Genomic DNA, 14,276 nt, shown 5'->3' with positions numbered 1-14,276 from the left:
AATAGATTTTCTTTTTAATGCTTCATTATTGTGTATAGTTATTTATTACCCGAATATACGAAAATGAAACAACCCTTTAGGAGAAAAAAAGCAATTTCCCGCATTCACGTATCGGGAAATTGCTAATGTCATAATTGGAACTTCTTAACCTGTTCAGTCAGCAATTCCGCCGAAGATGCAAGTTCACTGGCATGATTCGTGATTTCATCCATCGAAGAGCTGGATTGCTGGGCGGAGGCGGAGACTTGTTCGATTCCTGCCGCAGACTCTTCAGAAACGGCTGCGATATCTTCGATAGCCTGATTGATTTTTTTACTATTTGTGAAGATATAGTTCAATTCTTCTGTAATTTGCTGTATTTTCATTTCTACATTCCCGACAGAGTGATTGATTGTTTCAAAGGTTCGGCCAGTGAGCGTGATCTGTTTCGTGCCTTCATCAACTTGTGTATAACCATCTTCCAGGGAGTGGACGACTGTTTTTGAACGCGTTTGAATGGCGGAGACAATATTGGTGATATCCCCGACGGAGTGTGTGACCTCTTCAGCGAGTTTCCGCACTTCATCGGCGACGACGGCAAAGCCCTTGCCATGTTCACCAGCACGAGCGGCTTCTATGGCTGCATTCAGCGCCAATAGATTGGTTTGATTGGATATATCCTTGATGACCTGCACAAGCTGCGAAATTTGCTGTGATTGAGAATCGAGCCCTTTCACTTGCTCTACGGCACTTTTGACAATCACATCAATACTTTGCATCTGTTGGACCGAACTGCGCATTAAAGCGGTGCCCTCCTTGGTCAAGGAAAGGATTTCGGTTGAACTTTTAGCTACATCCACTCCTTCTAGGTGGGCCAAATCGATCCTGCCGGTGAAATCATCCATCATGCGAACCATTTCAGCTGCCCGGTTGGCTTGTGACTCCGAACCTTCGGAAAGTTCATACATTGTAGTCGCTATTTGCTTGCTGCCCTGCCGCACTTCATTTGCTGATTGAGTCAGCTCCTCGCTTTGGTTGGAAACGGATTGCGAAACAACGAGCATTTTTTCAATCGTATCACGAAGGTTTTGCTGCATTTGGTTGGCGGAGACCGTTAATTCGCCCAGTTCATCATATGACTTTTGCTCCAGGGGCTCATGATTCAGTTCTCCGTCAGCCACCATTTTCATCCTGTCCCTGATTTTAAGGAGAGGGGTGGTAATGAGGTTAGCAGTAACAAGCGCCAGCACAAGGCCGATAAGGACAGCCGCAATGGACATGATGATACTTGTCGTCTTGACCGATTTCCCGCTTTCGATTACGGTTTCACCTGAAGCGACAATCAATTCCTCGCGTTTTGAAGCAAGCTCCTTGAAACCCTCCATTACTTCATTGCTGATTGGCGCCACTTCATTTTTGAGTATTTCTTTAGCGCGTTCTTCATTTCCTTTTTCATATTGCGTAAATACCCGCTCTACAATCATCGTCCTCCAATCCACGCTTTTCTCGATCAATCCCTTTGCTTTATCAGAATCGCTTAAGGCTAGGAGTTCCTCCTGGATGACCTGGCTTTCTTCAGTATATTGTAAGAACCTTTCTTTATAACTCTCGTCGCCATATAAAATATAGGCTCGGGCGAATGCGGTTCTTTGTGCTAGATTATATAGCAGCTTTTCGTCTTGGATAAGAAGCGGAAGTTCCCTTTCGATGATACCCTGGGAATAAACCAGTGACTTGTTGCTGCTATAAATGTTGAATGCTCCTAAGATGACACATAAGGATATGATGAGTGAAAATGCCACCAATACCTTTGCTTTAATGCTTTTCAAATTAATGGACCCCTTTATCGATATTTTATTCACTCTTTTTTATCGGATATTCAATGGTATTTTTAAGCAATGAAAAGTTAACCAAATTTTCCATCAGGTCTAATGTTCACTTTATATAAACATCTTGATTTCTAATCATTTTCAAGTTACTATTGACTTGGAAAAATATAATATTCCGCGTTAAGGCGGAAGAGGTTCTAGCTACCCTCTCAAAAAAACTAAGGAGAAACAGTGCTCTATTCTTAGGGTGCTGTTTTTTTCCGTAAAAAGGAGTTTTATAGAAATGAAGAAGAAAGAAAAGGCAGTGGTTGTGTTTAGCGGAGGTCAGGACAGTACGACGTGCCTGTTCTGGGCATTGGAGAGATTTGAGGAAGTGGAAGCGGTGACGTTCGATTATAATCAGCGGCATAGCTTGGAAATCGAATGCGCTCAAAACATTGCAAAGGAATTGGGCGTGAACCATCATATCCTTGACATGTCGCTGCTGAACCAACTGGCACCGAATGCATTGACGAGAAGTGATATCGCAGTGGCGGACGGAGAAGAAGGGGAGCTGCCGTCGACGTTCGTACCAGGGAGGAATTTGCTGTTCCTTTCGTTTGCCGGAGTGCTGGCGAGTCAGATTGGCGCTAAACATATTGTCACCGGTGTCTGTGAAACGGATTTCAGCGGATATCCAGACTGCCGCGATGTATTCATTAAATCGTTGAATGTGACCTTGAACTTGTCCATGGACCAGTCATTCGTGATTGATACGCCGCTAATGTGGCTTAATAAAGAGGAAACATGGGAGCTTGCTGACCAGCTTGGCGCGTTCGACTTTGTCCGCGAAAAGACCCTGACTTGCTATAACGGAATCATCTCCGATGGCTGTGGAGATTGTCCGGCTTGTAATCTGCGGAAAAAAGGACTGGATGACTATGAAAGCAGACGGAAGGTGCTTTCATGATGTACGGTTTTACGATAGTGGATAAACTCCAAAAAATAGATGAAGATATTCAGCGCAGCCAATTGAAGTATACAAACAAGAGGGTCCTCGTGAGTAAGGAATTCACCTTTGACGCGGCGCACCATCTGCATGACTATGAAGGGAAATGCAAGAACCTCCATGGCCACACGTATAAGGTCATTTTCGGATTGAGCGGGTATACAGATTCACGCGGGTTGATGATAGATTTTGGGGACATCAAGGATATATGGAAAAATGAAATCGAAATTCACCTGGATCACCGTTATTTGAATGAAACCCTGCCGCTCATGAATACAACAGCTGAAAATATGGTTGTCTGGATTTATGAAAAAATGGCCGAAGCCCTTTCATTAAAAGAATATGAGGGTGCTAGAGTCGAATTCGTTCGACTGTACGAAACGCCGACAAGCTATGCCGAAGCCAGACGGGAGTGGATGGAAAGTGAGTAAACTCCCGGTTATGGAAATCTTCGGTCCGACCATCCAAGGAGAGGGAATGGTCATTGGTCAAAAAACGATGTTCGTTCGGACGGCCGGCTGCGATTATTCGTGTTCCTGGTGTGATTCCGCATTTACTTGGGATGGCACCGGTAAGGAAGATACCGTCCAGATGACTGCCGAAGAAATATGGGATGAGCTGAAGCGAATTGGGGGTTCCGGTTTTTCCTTCGTGACGATATCGGGCGGAAACCCGGCTCTGCTGAAAAACCTAAACGGCTTGATAGCGATCTTACATGAAAATAAAATGAAAATAGGTGTCGAAACACAAGGGAGCCGATGGCAGGATTGGCTTCTTGATATTGATGAACTGACTATTTCACCTAAGCCGCCGAGCTCTGGAATGAACACGGACTTTACGGTGCTTGACCAAATCATCTCGAACCTTGGCGATCGAAATCCTGAATACCATGTCTCATTGAAGATTGTCGTCTTTAACGAGGAAGACTATCAATATGCCAAACATGTACATGGGCGTTACCCGGATATTCCTTTTTATCTGCAGGTCGGCAATGACGACAGCAGGACGGCGGATGATCGTCAACTGATCAGCGGCCTATTGAAGAAGTACGAAGAGTTAATTGATAAAGTGATAGCAGATGATGAATTGAATGATGTGAAAGTCCTGCCCCAGCTGCATACCTATGTATGGGGTAACAAGCGGGGCGTGTAAAGTAAAGGCAGTGTGATGTTTAAATCACACTGCCTTTTAAGTTTATTACAACCTTTGCATGTGTGTAGCTTTGAAGGATGATGTGTATTTAAGGCCATATCCAAATAAGCGGTCCATTCCTATATGCGCGGTCCATATTAAACCAATCATCATCATTGCATCCAACTTTAGAAAAATGGCTAACAAAATCATGAAGATGGACAGGAAATAAGTATGGAATAAGTTATAAACCTTTGCTCCAATCCGATCATTGATCAGATAGGCCAGCATGGAAACATCAGGAGATAAAATCAACAAAAGGAAAATCCACCAGCTGAATTCATATAACGAATAGATGTAAAGCACCGCTAAAAGTGCCATAAGTCCTTCAATATGAAGGAATTTCTTCACCATTTTAAAACCTCCAAAGTTTAATTGGCCATTGGTCAATAATATTTAAAAAATTATATGATATTCTTGGTGATATTTTTTACATGAAAATAAGCTAAACCTTTTACATCTTGATAAGATAGTTCAGAATTAATATAAAAAGTTATGAATCCGTGAAGAGAAAGAAAAATCGACCAAATGGATGCAGGATTCAGTTTGTTGTCAGTTAGGTCCGTCAGGGACTGGATTAGCTTTTCGTATGTTTTATTAGAATCGAATTGAAGTAACTGCTGAATTTCTTTTTCCTTCGATAAGAACATGATGGAATAATGATTCTGTTGGGTTAAACCGAACTCCAGGAAGCACAATAAAATCTTTTCCATTTTTACAGGAGGGTCATTTTCCGACATGATGATATCATCGATTAAATTATTTAAAACGGAAAAATCCGTTTTCACCAAACTATAAAATATTTCCGCCTTATTTTTAAAATGATAATAAATGGCTCCATGGCTGCAATCCAACGATTTAGCCAATTGCCTCATTGAGACATTCGAATACCCTAACGTTGCAAAAAGGTTTCTAGCTTCATTCAAAACCATGTCCCTGGACAATTCTTTACCTGCCGATTTCCTTGGCGACATCCTGTCACCTCCTTATTTATTGACCACTGGTTAATTAGGATGATAACTCACTGATTTTAAAATGTCAATTATTAGACAAAATTATAAAGTGCTGTTTTTTAAGTTGAATTTTTCCATTTGATCAAAAGAGGGCAAAGATGGGGATGCAGGACATTGCCGATGGATTATTTCCCCGCAACCAGTTAGCTTAAATACTAGTGGGCATGACTTTTCCCATATCCATAGCAACTCAAGAAACAGGAATTTACAGCTATTTTAAAGGGTGAAATCATAGGAAATATGAATGTCCTGTAATAGAAAAAGGGAACCAACCATATATACGCTTGATTTATTTTTATACCACCAATGCCCTGATATGGTATTATAAGGGTATTGGTGAAGCGTTGGAGGGAATCGATAAATGAAAAAGAAATTCGGTATTTTGGCATCAATTTTCATAGTCTTGACCGGCTATTTTTTATTAACTAAACCGTATAAAGATAAAACAAAACCTGTGGAAGACTTTATAAAAGTGAATCCACGAGATCAGGTAATAATAAATGAAATGATAATCATAGAGGGCATTGATGAGGTCAATCCAGGTGATATCGATTTGAATGATGAAGAGGAAATAAAAAAATTGGCAAAAAAGCAATATGAGGAAAATGAAAAGGGGGAAATAATTTTTACAAAAGAAAATCAGTGAAATTACCTACCTGTAATGAGTAAACTAATGGGGGGAGCCGGCAGTTATTGATAGTTTTGGATAGTATCTATGGGAAACACATTGTAGAGGGAGTTCTTGAAGAGCTGATAGTAAGCAAACCTGTCCAAAGGTTGAAGGGGATACATCAAGGCGGGGCAAGTTATTTAGTTAATGAGAAGTGGGATGTCACACGATTTGACCATTCAATTGGTGTGATGCTTTTAATAAAAGCGCTTGGGGGTTCATTAGAGGAACAAATCGCTGGCTTGCTGCATGACATATCCCACACTGCATTTTCACATGTTATTGATTTCGTTCTGGATTGTAAGGATGAAGATTATCATGAAAAGATATATGATCAAGTCATTATGGAATCCGAAATCCCATTTATACTGAAGGAATATGGATATGATTGTAACGTCATTTTTCAATCAAAATGGGAATTGCTTGAACAGCCAGCACCTGAGTTATGTGCTGATCGGGTAGATTATACTCTCAGGGATATGTATCAATATGGACATATCACACTGGAATCCGTTCATGAATTTCTAAACCATGTAATTAATATAAATGGAAGGATGTATCTGGATAATATTGAATCGGCGGAATGGTTTGTGAAAACGTATTACAGCGAAGTTATTGATTTTTTCATGAATCCACTAAATATATATGGCTATGATGTCTTGGCAAAGACCTTAAAATTGGCTTTAACTAAAAAACTGATCAGCCTTGATGACCTACTCGGTACAGATGAAGAAGTCATGTCCTTGTTAAGCTCCACTGAAGACCATGAAGTGCAAAACCTGGTAAAACGGATCCATGGTAACGTAAAGGTGAAAGAAGATCAAATGGAATACGATATACATCTTAAAAATAAAATGCGCCTGATGGATCCTTCCGTCATTCAAGGAACCCAATCAGTAAGAGCATCCAGTTTATCTGAAAAAGTCAAGAAAATGGGAATTGAAGCCTATAAAAAAGCTTCGAAGGGCATATATCTAAAAGTGATTTCCGATTGAATTTCATGTCAAAGATTCATCGAAAGATCTAAGTCTCCTCCAGTATAAAAATTTAGTTGATTTTTATAGACAATCGGCATCTAGAAGGCGATTGATTAACGGGTGCCTTATCAAAAGGACACAAAATCCGAACCAGCACCCTTTAATAATTAAAAAACTAATGATGCTCTCAAAGTAGTAACACCATTTTCTAAATAACCCTTTAAACAGGTTAATGTATATACCCAACCTTCTTTTTGTCCGATCATTTTGTTAATTATTTCAGGGTCGTCTTCACTCAATCCAGATTCGTTTACTTCAATGATTGTACTCGTTTTATCCAACTCTTTTAGTGTAATTGTAACGACCGTTTCTTGATCATTTCCGCCCCACGTAAACACGATTTTCCTATTTTCCTCTACTTCCAATACATGAATGACCACTTCAGCATCGTATTCGTTATATCTCAATGTTGGCGTCCGGCCTTGTTCCCATCTTTCCGAACTCGATGAGAACCAGAAATTCCCGATTTTTTCAGGATTCACAATGGCTTCAAACACTTCACTCGTTGGCTTGACGATCTTGAATTTCGTGATTATTTGGGTATCCATACTAACTCAACTCTCTTTCAATGTGTTTTTTATAGTTTCCGTTTAATTATCCCAGTCTACTGATATGGGCGGCAGGGTCCGTCCCGTTTCAAACAAGCTCTTCAAGTTACTTAGAATGGCTGGCCATCCATTATTCAAGCCTTCAAAGGTATTGTCATCGTTTACGAAATCTGTCTCCAAAAGCTCCTCATGCCTAAGCGTTAACTTCACAGTTGAATCGTCCATTTTCTGTAATTCAAAAGTGACCCGTGTAGGCTGCTCGCGAGGTGTTTCGTCTCCTGCCATGATCCATGTAAACGAGAGGAGGTGCAGCGGCTCGCATTTAAGTACATTCCCATGATCAGTAATCCGCCCATCTTCCAGCAAATATTTAACGGCTGACCCTTCCTGCCAGTCAGACTGTACTTGCAATCCGAAGTGGTATTTCTTCGTGACTTCACCACTCGTCAAGGCTTCCCAAAGCTTCCCTGGTGTGGTTGCGATATAAATAGGATAGACAAATGTAGTTTTTTTCATCATTCTTTTTCCCCCTCGCCAAATAAGGTACATGACTCTATCTTTGATTTTCGGCTTTCATATACAGCCGGTCAAGCAGTTTTATGCGACAGAAATCGGCAAAAGGGGGGACAGGGCCATTGAAGTAAATGGCTAAATCAATAGGTATCCGCGCATACATACTAAAATCGACGGTATGGAAACTTCTTGATTTCCAATCGCTTTCAAGCTACGATGAATAAGGAAAATGATAATCCGCCCGGGCGGAAGAGGTTCTAGCTACCCTCTCAAAAAAACTAAGGAGAACAGGGCTCTTTCTTAGGGTGCTGTTTTTTCTGTATAAGGAGAATTAAGAAATGTTAAGAATTTTATTGTATTTAGTATCCATCATCACGGCGAATGTGGTTACAGCAGCTTTTGCGCCATTACATTTTGGCATGTTCATCATCCCGATGGGTACACTGCTCATCGGGGGAACCTTCATCTTCCGAGATCTGGTCCAGAATAAATTCGGCCGCGCGAAGACCTATATATGCATCGTCACTGCACTTATTTTATCTGCATGTGTATCATTTTTATTAGGGGATACGTTACTGATTGTGTTTGCTTCCGCATTATCCTTCGTGGTCGCAGAAACAGCGGATACGGAAATTTATACCCGTTTAAAGCTCCCTATGAGTTGGAGGGTGTTTTACAGCGGGATCGTTGGAGGATTTTTCGATTCGGTGATATTTGTCGTGGTTGGCCTAAGTCCTCTGGGTGCCAATATATTGCCATGGGAAGCAGTACCCGCTGCGGTCATCGGCCAAATCATCGTTAAAACTATCATTCAGTCCATTGGTGCCGTATTGTTGGGAAGAATCAACGTAGAACTGGAGAAACGTTTAGTCTCCAGTTAAATGCCAGGAGGGATGCACTCGATGGATGGAACCAAAAAAGAAGAAGATAAATGCTATTGCCTCGAGGCCTTTCGTGAAAAATATGGCCCGCATGTTCAAGGGGAATGCATGAAGCTCTCCTGCGCCAATTATCGCAAGCATAAAGGAATAGACAAAAAAGGACCAAATTAGGTCCTTTTTTTGCTTGATTGAAGTAATTCACTTGTTAACCTGCGAATTAACGAGTGTAGCGCGAATTCATGAGTGCCGTACGAATTCACGAGTAAAAGTGCAAAACTCACGAGTAAACGGTGCAAATTCACGAGTAAAAGTGCAAAACTCACGAGTAAACAGCCCAAATTCACGAGTGAAAGTGTAAAACTCACGAGTAAACAGTGTCGAAATCATGATTGCAGTACGAATTTTACGTTTAAACAGTGCGAAATTAAGTGTGCAGCACGCTTTTACGAGTAAAACAGCAAAAAAGCTTCCTGCGCCGTTCCATTAATGGGTGCAGGAAGCTTTTTTATTTGGTTTAGAATTGCTCTGCGCTTTTCCGAACTAACTTTTCCAGGAAGAAAAAGCATTCGCGTTTCCGCTCAAGTTCGGTTTGGCCATTTTCGGTGACATGATAATATTTCCTGCGGCCTGATTCGGACTCTTTCCAATGGCCTTTTATGAATTCTTTACTTTCTAATCGTTTAAGGGCGGGGTAGAGGGTGCCTTCGCCTATTTCATATTTGCCCATGCTCATTTGCTTCAAGATCTTCGTGATTTCATAGCCGTATAGGTTTTTTTGTGAAAGAAGTGAGAGCAAAAGGAGGTCAATGCTTCCCTTCATTAATTCTTTATCCAAATAAAATCTCCTCCTTTTCATTTTTAAAGTGTAATACGTTGTACATCGTATCACAAGGTGCATTTTACTTTTCTTTAAAAAAATGGTTAAATGACGATTGCTAAATTAATTTAATCATAGTAAAATGTGCTTCGGAACGGATGAGTTGTGAAGAGTGTGGTAAGTATACTATATACATGATTTAATTGTTTTAATGAAAATTCGGAATAGGATAGAAGAATCCCTACTCAAGGGGTATTAATTGATTTTTTTTCGAAAATCATTTAGATTCTATTTATCATCAAGAGCAAAGAAAGAAGGTCCTAGATAGATGAAAGTGAAAGCACCTGAGTCATTCACATTTATAGGTGGAAAGAGAGCAGTTCTTCTGCTTCACGGGTTTACCGGAAGTACAGGAGATATGAAGAAATTAGGGAAATACTTGAATGATCTCGACTATACTTGCCACGGACCTCTTTATAGAGGGCACGGAGTATCAGCAGAGGAACTTGCTAAAACAGGTCCAAAGGAATGGTGGGAAGATGTAGTTAATGGCTATAATTTCCTTAAAGAAGAAGGTTATAAGGAAATTGCAGTTGTAGGAATTTCTTTAGGAGGAGTTTTCTCATTAAAAGTGGGAATTGAATTGCCTGTAAAAGGTGTAGTTTCAATGTGTGCTCCGACGCAAGGAAAAAGTATCGATCGGCAAAAGAACCGCTTGCTCAATTATGCACAGGCTTATAAGAAGTTTGAGGGCAAAGATGCAGATCAAATTGCTGCAGAAGTGAAGCTGCTTGAAGAAGAGCCTATGCCTCAACTAAAAGATGTGTTGAACATTATAAATGAGACAGGTGAAAATTTAGATTTAATCACATCACCAACTCTTGTTCTGCAAGGGCGTTTGGATGATCCCGACTATACGGAGAGTGCTACAGCGATTTTCAATGAAGTCGATACGCAGCATAAACACTTGATATGGTATGAAAAATCGGGCCATATTATCACATTGGGCAAGGAACGTGAACAGGTGTATGAAGATGTGTATAAGTTCTTAAATACACTGAATTGGTCGGAGTAATAAGTGATATATTTGATCCCCTTTAAGTTGAACGTGCAAAAAGCCTACATTCATATGTAGGCTTTAACACTATACTTGAGGGGATTTTATTTTGGCTGAAAATCTATTTGTAGAAAAAGACCTTTAAGGTATCGTTATTATCAAGAGTTGCCAATAAAATATCGTTCACTTCGGCATTAAATGTTATTTTGATTCTGTTTTTCAGCCATACTTCGTCTTTACCACCCCGATTCAATTCTTTAGAATCAATCTTTCCCTCTTTAATAATCGTTTTAGGAAAAGTGAAGGCATTTGTTGCAAGGTGCATATCTGCAGGGGTTACTGCTTCATATTGGGGATCTAAAAACAATGAAATGGTACCGCCGGGTTCCCATAGTGCGAGGGATACTTTTTGAATATCTTCGACTTTTTCTTTTCTTAATTCCGATAATAAAACATCGATGGAGATTCGGGCCCTTGCTAAGCTTTTGTAAAGGATTTGTCCATTTTCGATAAGCGGAAAGGGGGCAGAGTCAAAAAACCTTCGGAGTTTGCTCCACTTAAGGACCGCAAACACACTAATTATATATAAAATGACCAATACACTGGTTGTTATCATTGAGCCCTTCAAACCTAACTTTTCGTCAGATAAAGGGTGGGCAAGAATGTTCCCAATAATTAATGCCATTATGAAATCGAGTAATCTTAACTGCGATATGGACCGTTGCCCCATCAATTTAACCGAAAAAAGTAAGAAGAAGAAAGAAATAATGGCTCTTAAAACCCATTGGATTGCAGTAAGAGTTTCCTGGCTATTAAAAAAATCCACGAAATTTCACGTCCTTATTTCTATTGGGAAGCTTATTTAAAGACCTCTTTAGATGGGGCCGTTTATAGTTTTAGCCAGCTTCTTCATAAGTATTACCCAACATTGGCCCTTTGGAGACTTCCTTCATTGTTTTCGAAAAATTTATATTAATATAACAACTTTAAAACGTATTGTAATTAAAAATAAACTGATTTAAAATGATATCTTTCCTGAGAAATTTATTTAAAAAATATCCTTGTATAATATCAGTGACAATGGTCTGATAGTTTCTACCTGGCAGCCGTAATGCCGGACTACAAGGAAGTATGAAAATAGAAGAGATGAACAGATTTATGTTGGTTCGCTTGAAAAAAGCTTGATCCATTTAATATGTTTCATGAAGGCTCTCACTTTTTCACACTTTCTTGCTGCGGCTGAAGGTGTAAAAAGGTGAGGGCTTTTTATATAAAAAAAACGAATGGGAAATGATATAGACAAAGGGGATGAAAGCATGTATTTCTTATTGAATATACTAGGTGTTTTAGTTGTAATGGGCATCGTTTACCTTTGTTCACCTAATAAAAGGAACGTTAAGTGGAAAGCCATTCTTACCTTGCTGGTTCTTGAATTGCTTATCACATGGTTCATGCTATCAACAAAAATAGGGGCGTGGGTCATCAATCTGATCGCTTCATTCTTCACCTGGTTGATTGAATGTGCGAATGAAGGGATTTCTTTTGTCTTTCCTTCGCTCATGGCAAATGAACAAGTGGATTTCTTTTTCAGCGCATTGATGCCAATTATCTTCATTATCACGTTTTTTGATGTCTTATCGTATTTCGGTATACTTACCTGGATCATCGATAAAGTGGGATGGCTCATCTCAAAAGTTTCCGGTTTGCCGAAACTTGAGAGTTTCTTTTCGATTCAGATGATGTTCCTGGGAAATACCGAGGCACTTGCCGTACTCCGCCTTCAGCTCAGTGCGATTAAGGATCAGCGTCTATTGACATTTGGAATCATGAGTATGAGCAGCATCAGCGGTTCAATCATTGGAGCCTACCTGTCCATGGTACCGGCAACCTATGTTTTTGTAGCGATACCTTTGAACTGCTTAAATGCATTGCTGATAGCTAACATGCTGAATCCCGTCGATGTCAGTAAAGAAGAAGACGTCGTTTATGTACCTTCTAAAGAGGAACGTAAAGATTTCTTTTCCACCATTTCCAACAGTATGTTGGTTGGGGCCAAAATGGTCTTCGTCATCATGGCAATGGTTATCGGCTATGTGGCGTTAACGGCCAGCGTAAACGGCATTTTCGGCTTCTTCGTGGATGGATTGACCATTCAAAAGATTTTCTCCGTCATTTTTAGTCCATTTGCATTCCTGCTTGGATTAACTGGACATGATGCCATGTATGTCGCACAATTGATGGGAATCAAGCTTGCAACGAATGAGTTCGTTGCCTTGCTCGATTTAAAGGATAAAGTCAGTACACTGCCTCCGCATACAGTCGCTGTGGCTGTCACTTATTTGACGTCATTTGCCAACTTCAGTACAGTGGGCATGATCTATGGAACATTCAATTCCATCCTCAATGATGAGAAATCGAACATCATCGGAAGGAATGTTTGGAAGCTGTTGGTTAGCGGGATGGCTGTTTCCTTGCTAAGTGCCATGGTCGTTGGATTATTCGTTTGGTGATTTAAAACATGGGCGTCCATTTGGATGTCCTATCTGAAAAAAGCTGTGCAGGATTTTCCCATGCACAGCTTTTTCGTTTATTTCGTCAAATAGTTCTCCGTATAATACGGTTTATCCTCCTCATCGAAGGCAACTCCGACACCGAGGGATTCAAAATCTTTCTGTAATTTGTTTTCCCTGTGTCCAATGGAATTCATTAAACCTTCATGGGCAAAGATACTGCTATTTTGACCGGCAGCCAGGTTTTCCCCCGCCATTCGAAAATTGATTTTGTCATCTTCCATCCGGTCGAAAGGGGATTCTCCTTCAAGGTTTGTATGGTTGAAGTATTGATTCACGGCCATATCTGCACTATGATCCTGTGCAGTGACCTTCACTCGTTTATCCCATGATAGCACGGATAGATCATGATTGACCCGTGATGCATTGGTCAAATCGAATAATTGATATTCAAAGCCCTTCTTTAATCCGGGGCCGGCTTCTGCAAAATAGCCGCTCTTTTGCTTTTCGAGTTTTGCGTCGATGATTTGGATTGCCGTGACTGTATTTTTCTCATGTTTGTCATAAAAAATGGTCACATAGCTATTATCCATTTCAAACATATCGTATTCGCCGCTGTCATTGCGAATCTGGTAATAGACGTTTCCTTTAAGCAGTTTCGTTACAGGCTCCCCCATTTTCCCGGTCACGGTTTCTTTAGGAGTGCCGCGTTTAATGCCTTCCTTTGAGGAAATCAAATCTTGGTTCGTATATAACCCAACAACTTTATTGTCGTTATCGTAGGCAACCATGAAGAAGTTTTGATAATTTTCGTGATAGGCAAACCAGTCCACGCCATATTCATTCAGCGTATTCCGCTTAGCATCACCAGTCAACTTTTCCACATCATCCTTCGTGTCGCCAATTTCGATATTTCGGACTGAGAAGGATGCATCAGCAGGTGCTTCCAGTGCTGGTTTTTTCACTTTTTCCGTTTCCTGCGATTCTTTTTCAGAAGCGTTATCCAATGTTTCCGTCAGCGAGCCAATCAGGCTGCTGACCCCAGTGCTTAGTTTTTCCAAGGCTGTCGTAACCTCGGGCCCGTTAATAAATGAACGAACATCTGATGCAAAGGCACTAACCCCCGCTTTGAATCCAGACTCCTGAATATCTTTACCATATCCATACCATAATCCAGAGAGTAGGAGTATGAGGACCACAATATTAAACAATTTCCGCAAATCGTTCACTCCTGCTCTATCCA

17 protein-coding genes and 3 riboswitches are annotated in these 14,276 nt (G+C 40.5%); of the genes, 9 read left to right on the top strand and 8 right to left on the bottom strand.

Features of this window, described 5'->3' with window-relative positions; genetic code table 11:
- Positions 1-128 precede the first annotated feature (128 nt).
- Positions 129-1,808, bottom strand: a complete 1,680-nt coding sequence (locus ACIQYG_RS03120) for a methyl-accepting chemotaxis protein (RefSeq protein ID WP_402835425.1) — start codon at positions 1,806-1,808, stop codon at positions 129-131.
- Positions 1,809-1,993: 185 nt separating this feature from the next.
- Positions 1,994-2,036: riboswitch (PreQ1 riboswitch) on the top strand.
- A 55-nt stretch (positions 2,037-2,091) separates the two neighbouring features.
- Between ACIQYG_RS03120 and queC the strand changes: the two genes are divergently transcribed.
- From queC to queE, 3 genes are read left to right on the top strand one after another with little or no spacing between them, the layout of a single operon-like run.
- Positions 2,092-2,757, top strand: a complete 666-nt coding sequence (queC, locus tag ACIQYG_RS03115; RefSeq protein ID WP_402835424.1) for a 7-cyano-7-deazaguanine synthase QueC — start codon at positions 2,092-2,094, stop codon at positions 2,755-2,757.
- The gene (queD, locus tag ACIQYG_RS03110) at positions 2,757-3,227 is read left to right on the top strand and encodes a 6-carboxytetrahydropterin synthase QueD (RefSeq protein ID WP_076366231.1); all 471 of its coding nucleotides are present in this window, start codon (positions 2,757-2,759) and stop codon (positions 3,225-3,227) included. Before queC ends, queD begins: the two co-directional genes overlap by 1 nt.
- Positions 3,220-3,948 carry a 7-carboxy-7-deazaguanine synthase QueE gene (queE, locus tag ACIQYG_RS03105; protein WP_402835423.1) on the top strand — a complete coding sequence of 243 codons (729 nt, stop codon included), beginning with the start codon at positions 3,220-3,222 and terminating at the stop codon, positions 3,946-3,948. Before queD ends, queE begins: the two co-directional genes overlap by 8 nt.
- Before the next feature lie 45 nt (positions 3,949-3,993).
- Here queE and ACIQYG_RS03100 read toward each other — a convergent pair whose 3' ends face one another.
- Positions 3,994-4,341: a DUF4260 domain-containing protein gene (locus ACIQYG_RS03100; RefSeq protein ID WP_402835422.1), complete on the bottom strand. Its 348-nt coding sequence runs from the start codon at positions 4,339-4,341 to the stop codon at positions 3,994-3,996.
- 50 nt (positions 4,342-4,391) lie between these two features.
- Positions 4,392-4,961 (bottom strand): TetR/AcrR family transcriptional regulator, encoded by a 570-nt coding sequence (locus ACIQYG_RS03095; protein WP_402835421.1) that lies wholly within the window; start codon positions 4,959-4,961, stop codon positions 4,392-4,394.
- Between the two features lie 400 nt (positions 4,962-5,361).
- On the opposite strand from ACIQYG_RS03095, the gene ACIQYG_RS03090 reads away from it, so the two are divergent.
- Both ACIQYG_RS03090 and ACIQYG_RS03085 read left to right on the top strand, forming a co-directional pair.
- Positions 5,362-5,646, top strand: coding sequence for a hypothetical protein (locus ACIQYG_RS03090; RefSeq protein ID WP_402835420.1), 285 nt, complete (start codon positions 5,362-5,364; stop codon positions 5,644-5,646).
- Between the two features lie 47 nt (positions 5,647-5,693).
- The gene (locus ACIQYG_RS03085; protein ID WP_402835419.1) at positions 5,694-6,665 is read left to right on the top strand and encodes an HD domain-containing protein; all 972 of its coding nucleotides are present in this window, start codon (positions 5,694-5,696) and stop codon (positions 6,663-6,665) included.
- Between the two features lie 149 nt (positions 6,666-6,814).
- Here the strand turns inward: ACIQYG_RS03085 and ACIQYG_RS03080 are convergent, their stop codons facing one another.
- Both ACIQYG_RS03080 and ACIQYG_RS03075 read right to left on the bottom strand, forming a co-directional pair.
- Positions 6,815-7,255 carry an SRPBCC family protein gene (locus tag ACIQYG_RS03080; RefSeq protein WP_402835418.1) on the bottom strand — a complete coding sequence of 147 codons (441 nt, stop codon included), beginning with the start codon at positions 7,253-7,255 and terminating at the stop codon, positions 6,815-6,817.
- 42 nt (positions 7,256-7,297) lie between these two features.
- On the bottom strand, positions 7,298-7,774 hold the full coding sequence (locus ACIQYG_RS03075) for an SRPBCC family protein (protein ID WP_402835417.1): 477 nt from the start codon (positions 7,772-7,774) through the stop codon (positions 7,298-7,300).
- Between the two features lie 239 nt (positions 7,775-8,013).
- Positions 8,014-8,056: riboswitch (PreQ1 riboswitch) on the top strand.
- Positions 8,057-8,106: 50 nt separating this feature from the next.
- On the opposite strand from ACIQYG_RS03075, the gene ACIQYG_RS03070 reads away from it, so the two are divergent.
- Both ACIQYG_RS03070 and ACIQYG_RS03065 read left to right on the top strand, forming a co-directional pair.
- A complete protein-coding gene (locus ACIQYG_RS03070) occupies positions 8,107-8,649 on the top strand; it encodes a VUT family protein (protein ID WP_402835416.1) in 543 nt (180 codons plus the stop codon).
- A 21-nt stretch (positions 8,650-8,670) separates the two neighbouring features.
- Positions 8,671-8,820 carry a hypothetical protein gene (locus ACIQYG_RS03065; protein ID WP_155726451.1) on the top strand — a complete coding sequence of 50 codons (150 nt, stop codon included), beginning with the start codon at positions 8,671-8,673 and terminating at the stop codon, positions 8,818-8,820.
- Positions 8,821-9,163: 343 nt separating this feature from the next.
- Here the strand turns inward: ACIQYG_RS03065 and ACIQYG_RS03060 are convergent, their stop codons facing one another.
- Complete coding sequence (locus tag ACIQYG_RS03060) at positions 9,164-9,484, bottom strand: PadR family transcriptional regulator (RefSeq protein ID WP_402835415.1); 321 nt, start codon at positions 9,482-9,484, stop codon at positions 9,164-9,166.
- A gap of 310 nt (positions 9,485-9,794) precedes the next feature.
- Here ACIQYG_RS03060 and ACIQYG_RS03055 point away from each other — a divergent pair, with 310 nt between their 5' ends.
- Positions 9,795-10,541, top strand: coding sequence for an alpha/beta hydrolase (locus ACIQYG_RS03055; protein WP_402835414.1), 747 nt, complete (start codon positions 9,795-9,797; stop codon positions 10,539-10,541).
- Positions 10,542-10,644: 103 nt separating this feature from the next.
- Here ACIQYG_RS03055 and ACIQYG_RS03050 read toward each other — a convergent pair whose 3' ends face one another.
- Positions 10,645-11,349 carry a DUF421 domain-containing protein gene (locus ACIQYG_RS03050; RefSeq protein ID WP_402835413.1) on the bottom strand — a complete coding sequence of 235 codons (705 nt, stop codon included), beginning with the start codon at positions 11,347-11,349 and terminating at the stop codon, positions 10,645-10,647.
- Positions 11,350-11,564: 215 nt separating this feature from the next.
- A riboswitch (purine riboswitch) is annotated at positions 11,565-11,665 on the top strand.
- Positions 11,666-11,839: 174 nt separating this feature from the next.
- Here ACIQYG_RS03050 and ACIQYG_RS03045 point away from each other — a divergent pair.
- Complete coding sequence (locus ACIQYG_RS03045; protein WP_095394328.1) at positions 11,840-13,033, top strand: nucleoside transporter C-terminal domain-containing protein; 1,194 nt, start codon at positions 11,840-11,842, stop codon at positions 13,031-13,033.
- 77 nt (positions 13,034-13,110) lie between these two features.
- Here ACIQYG_RS03045 and ACIQYG_RS03040 read toward each other — a convergent pair whose 3' ends face one another.
- On the bottom strand, positions 13,111-14,262 hold the full coding sequence (locus ACIQYG_RS03040) for a CAP domain-containing protein (protein WP_402835412.1): 1,152 nt from the start codon (positions 14,260-14,262) through the stop codon (positions 13,111-13,113).
- Positions 14,263-14,276 lie beyond the last annotated feature (14 nt).

It is taken from the genome of Peribacillus sp. NPDC096622 (genome assembly GCF_044762665.1).
GTDB lineage: Bacteria > Bacillota > Bacilli > Bacillales > DSM-1321 > Peribacillus > Peribacillus frigoritolerans_B.
Note: the sequence above shows the minus strand (reverse complement) of the source record. Positions and strands in the feature narration are given on the sequence as shown.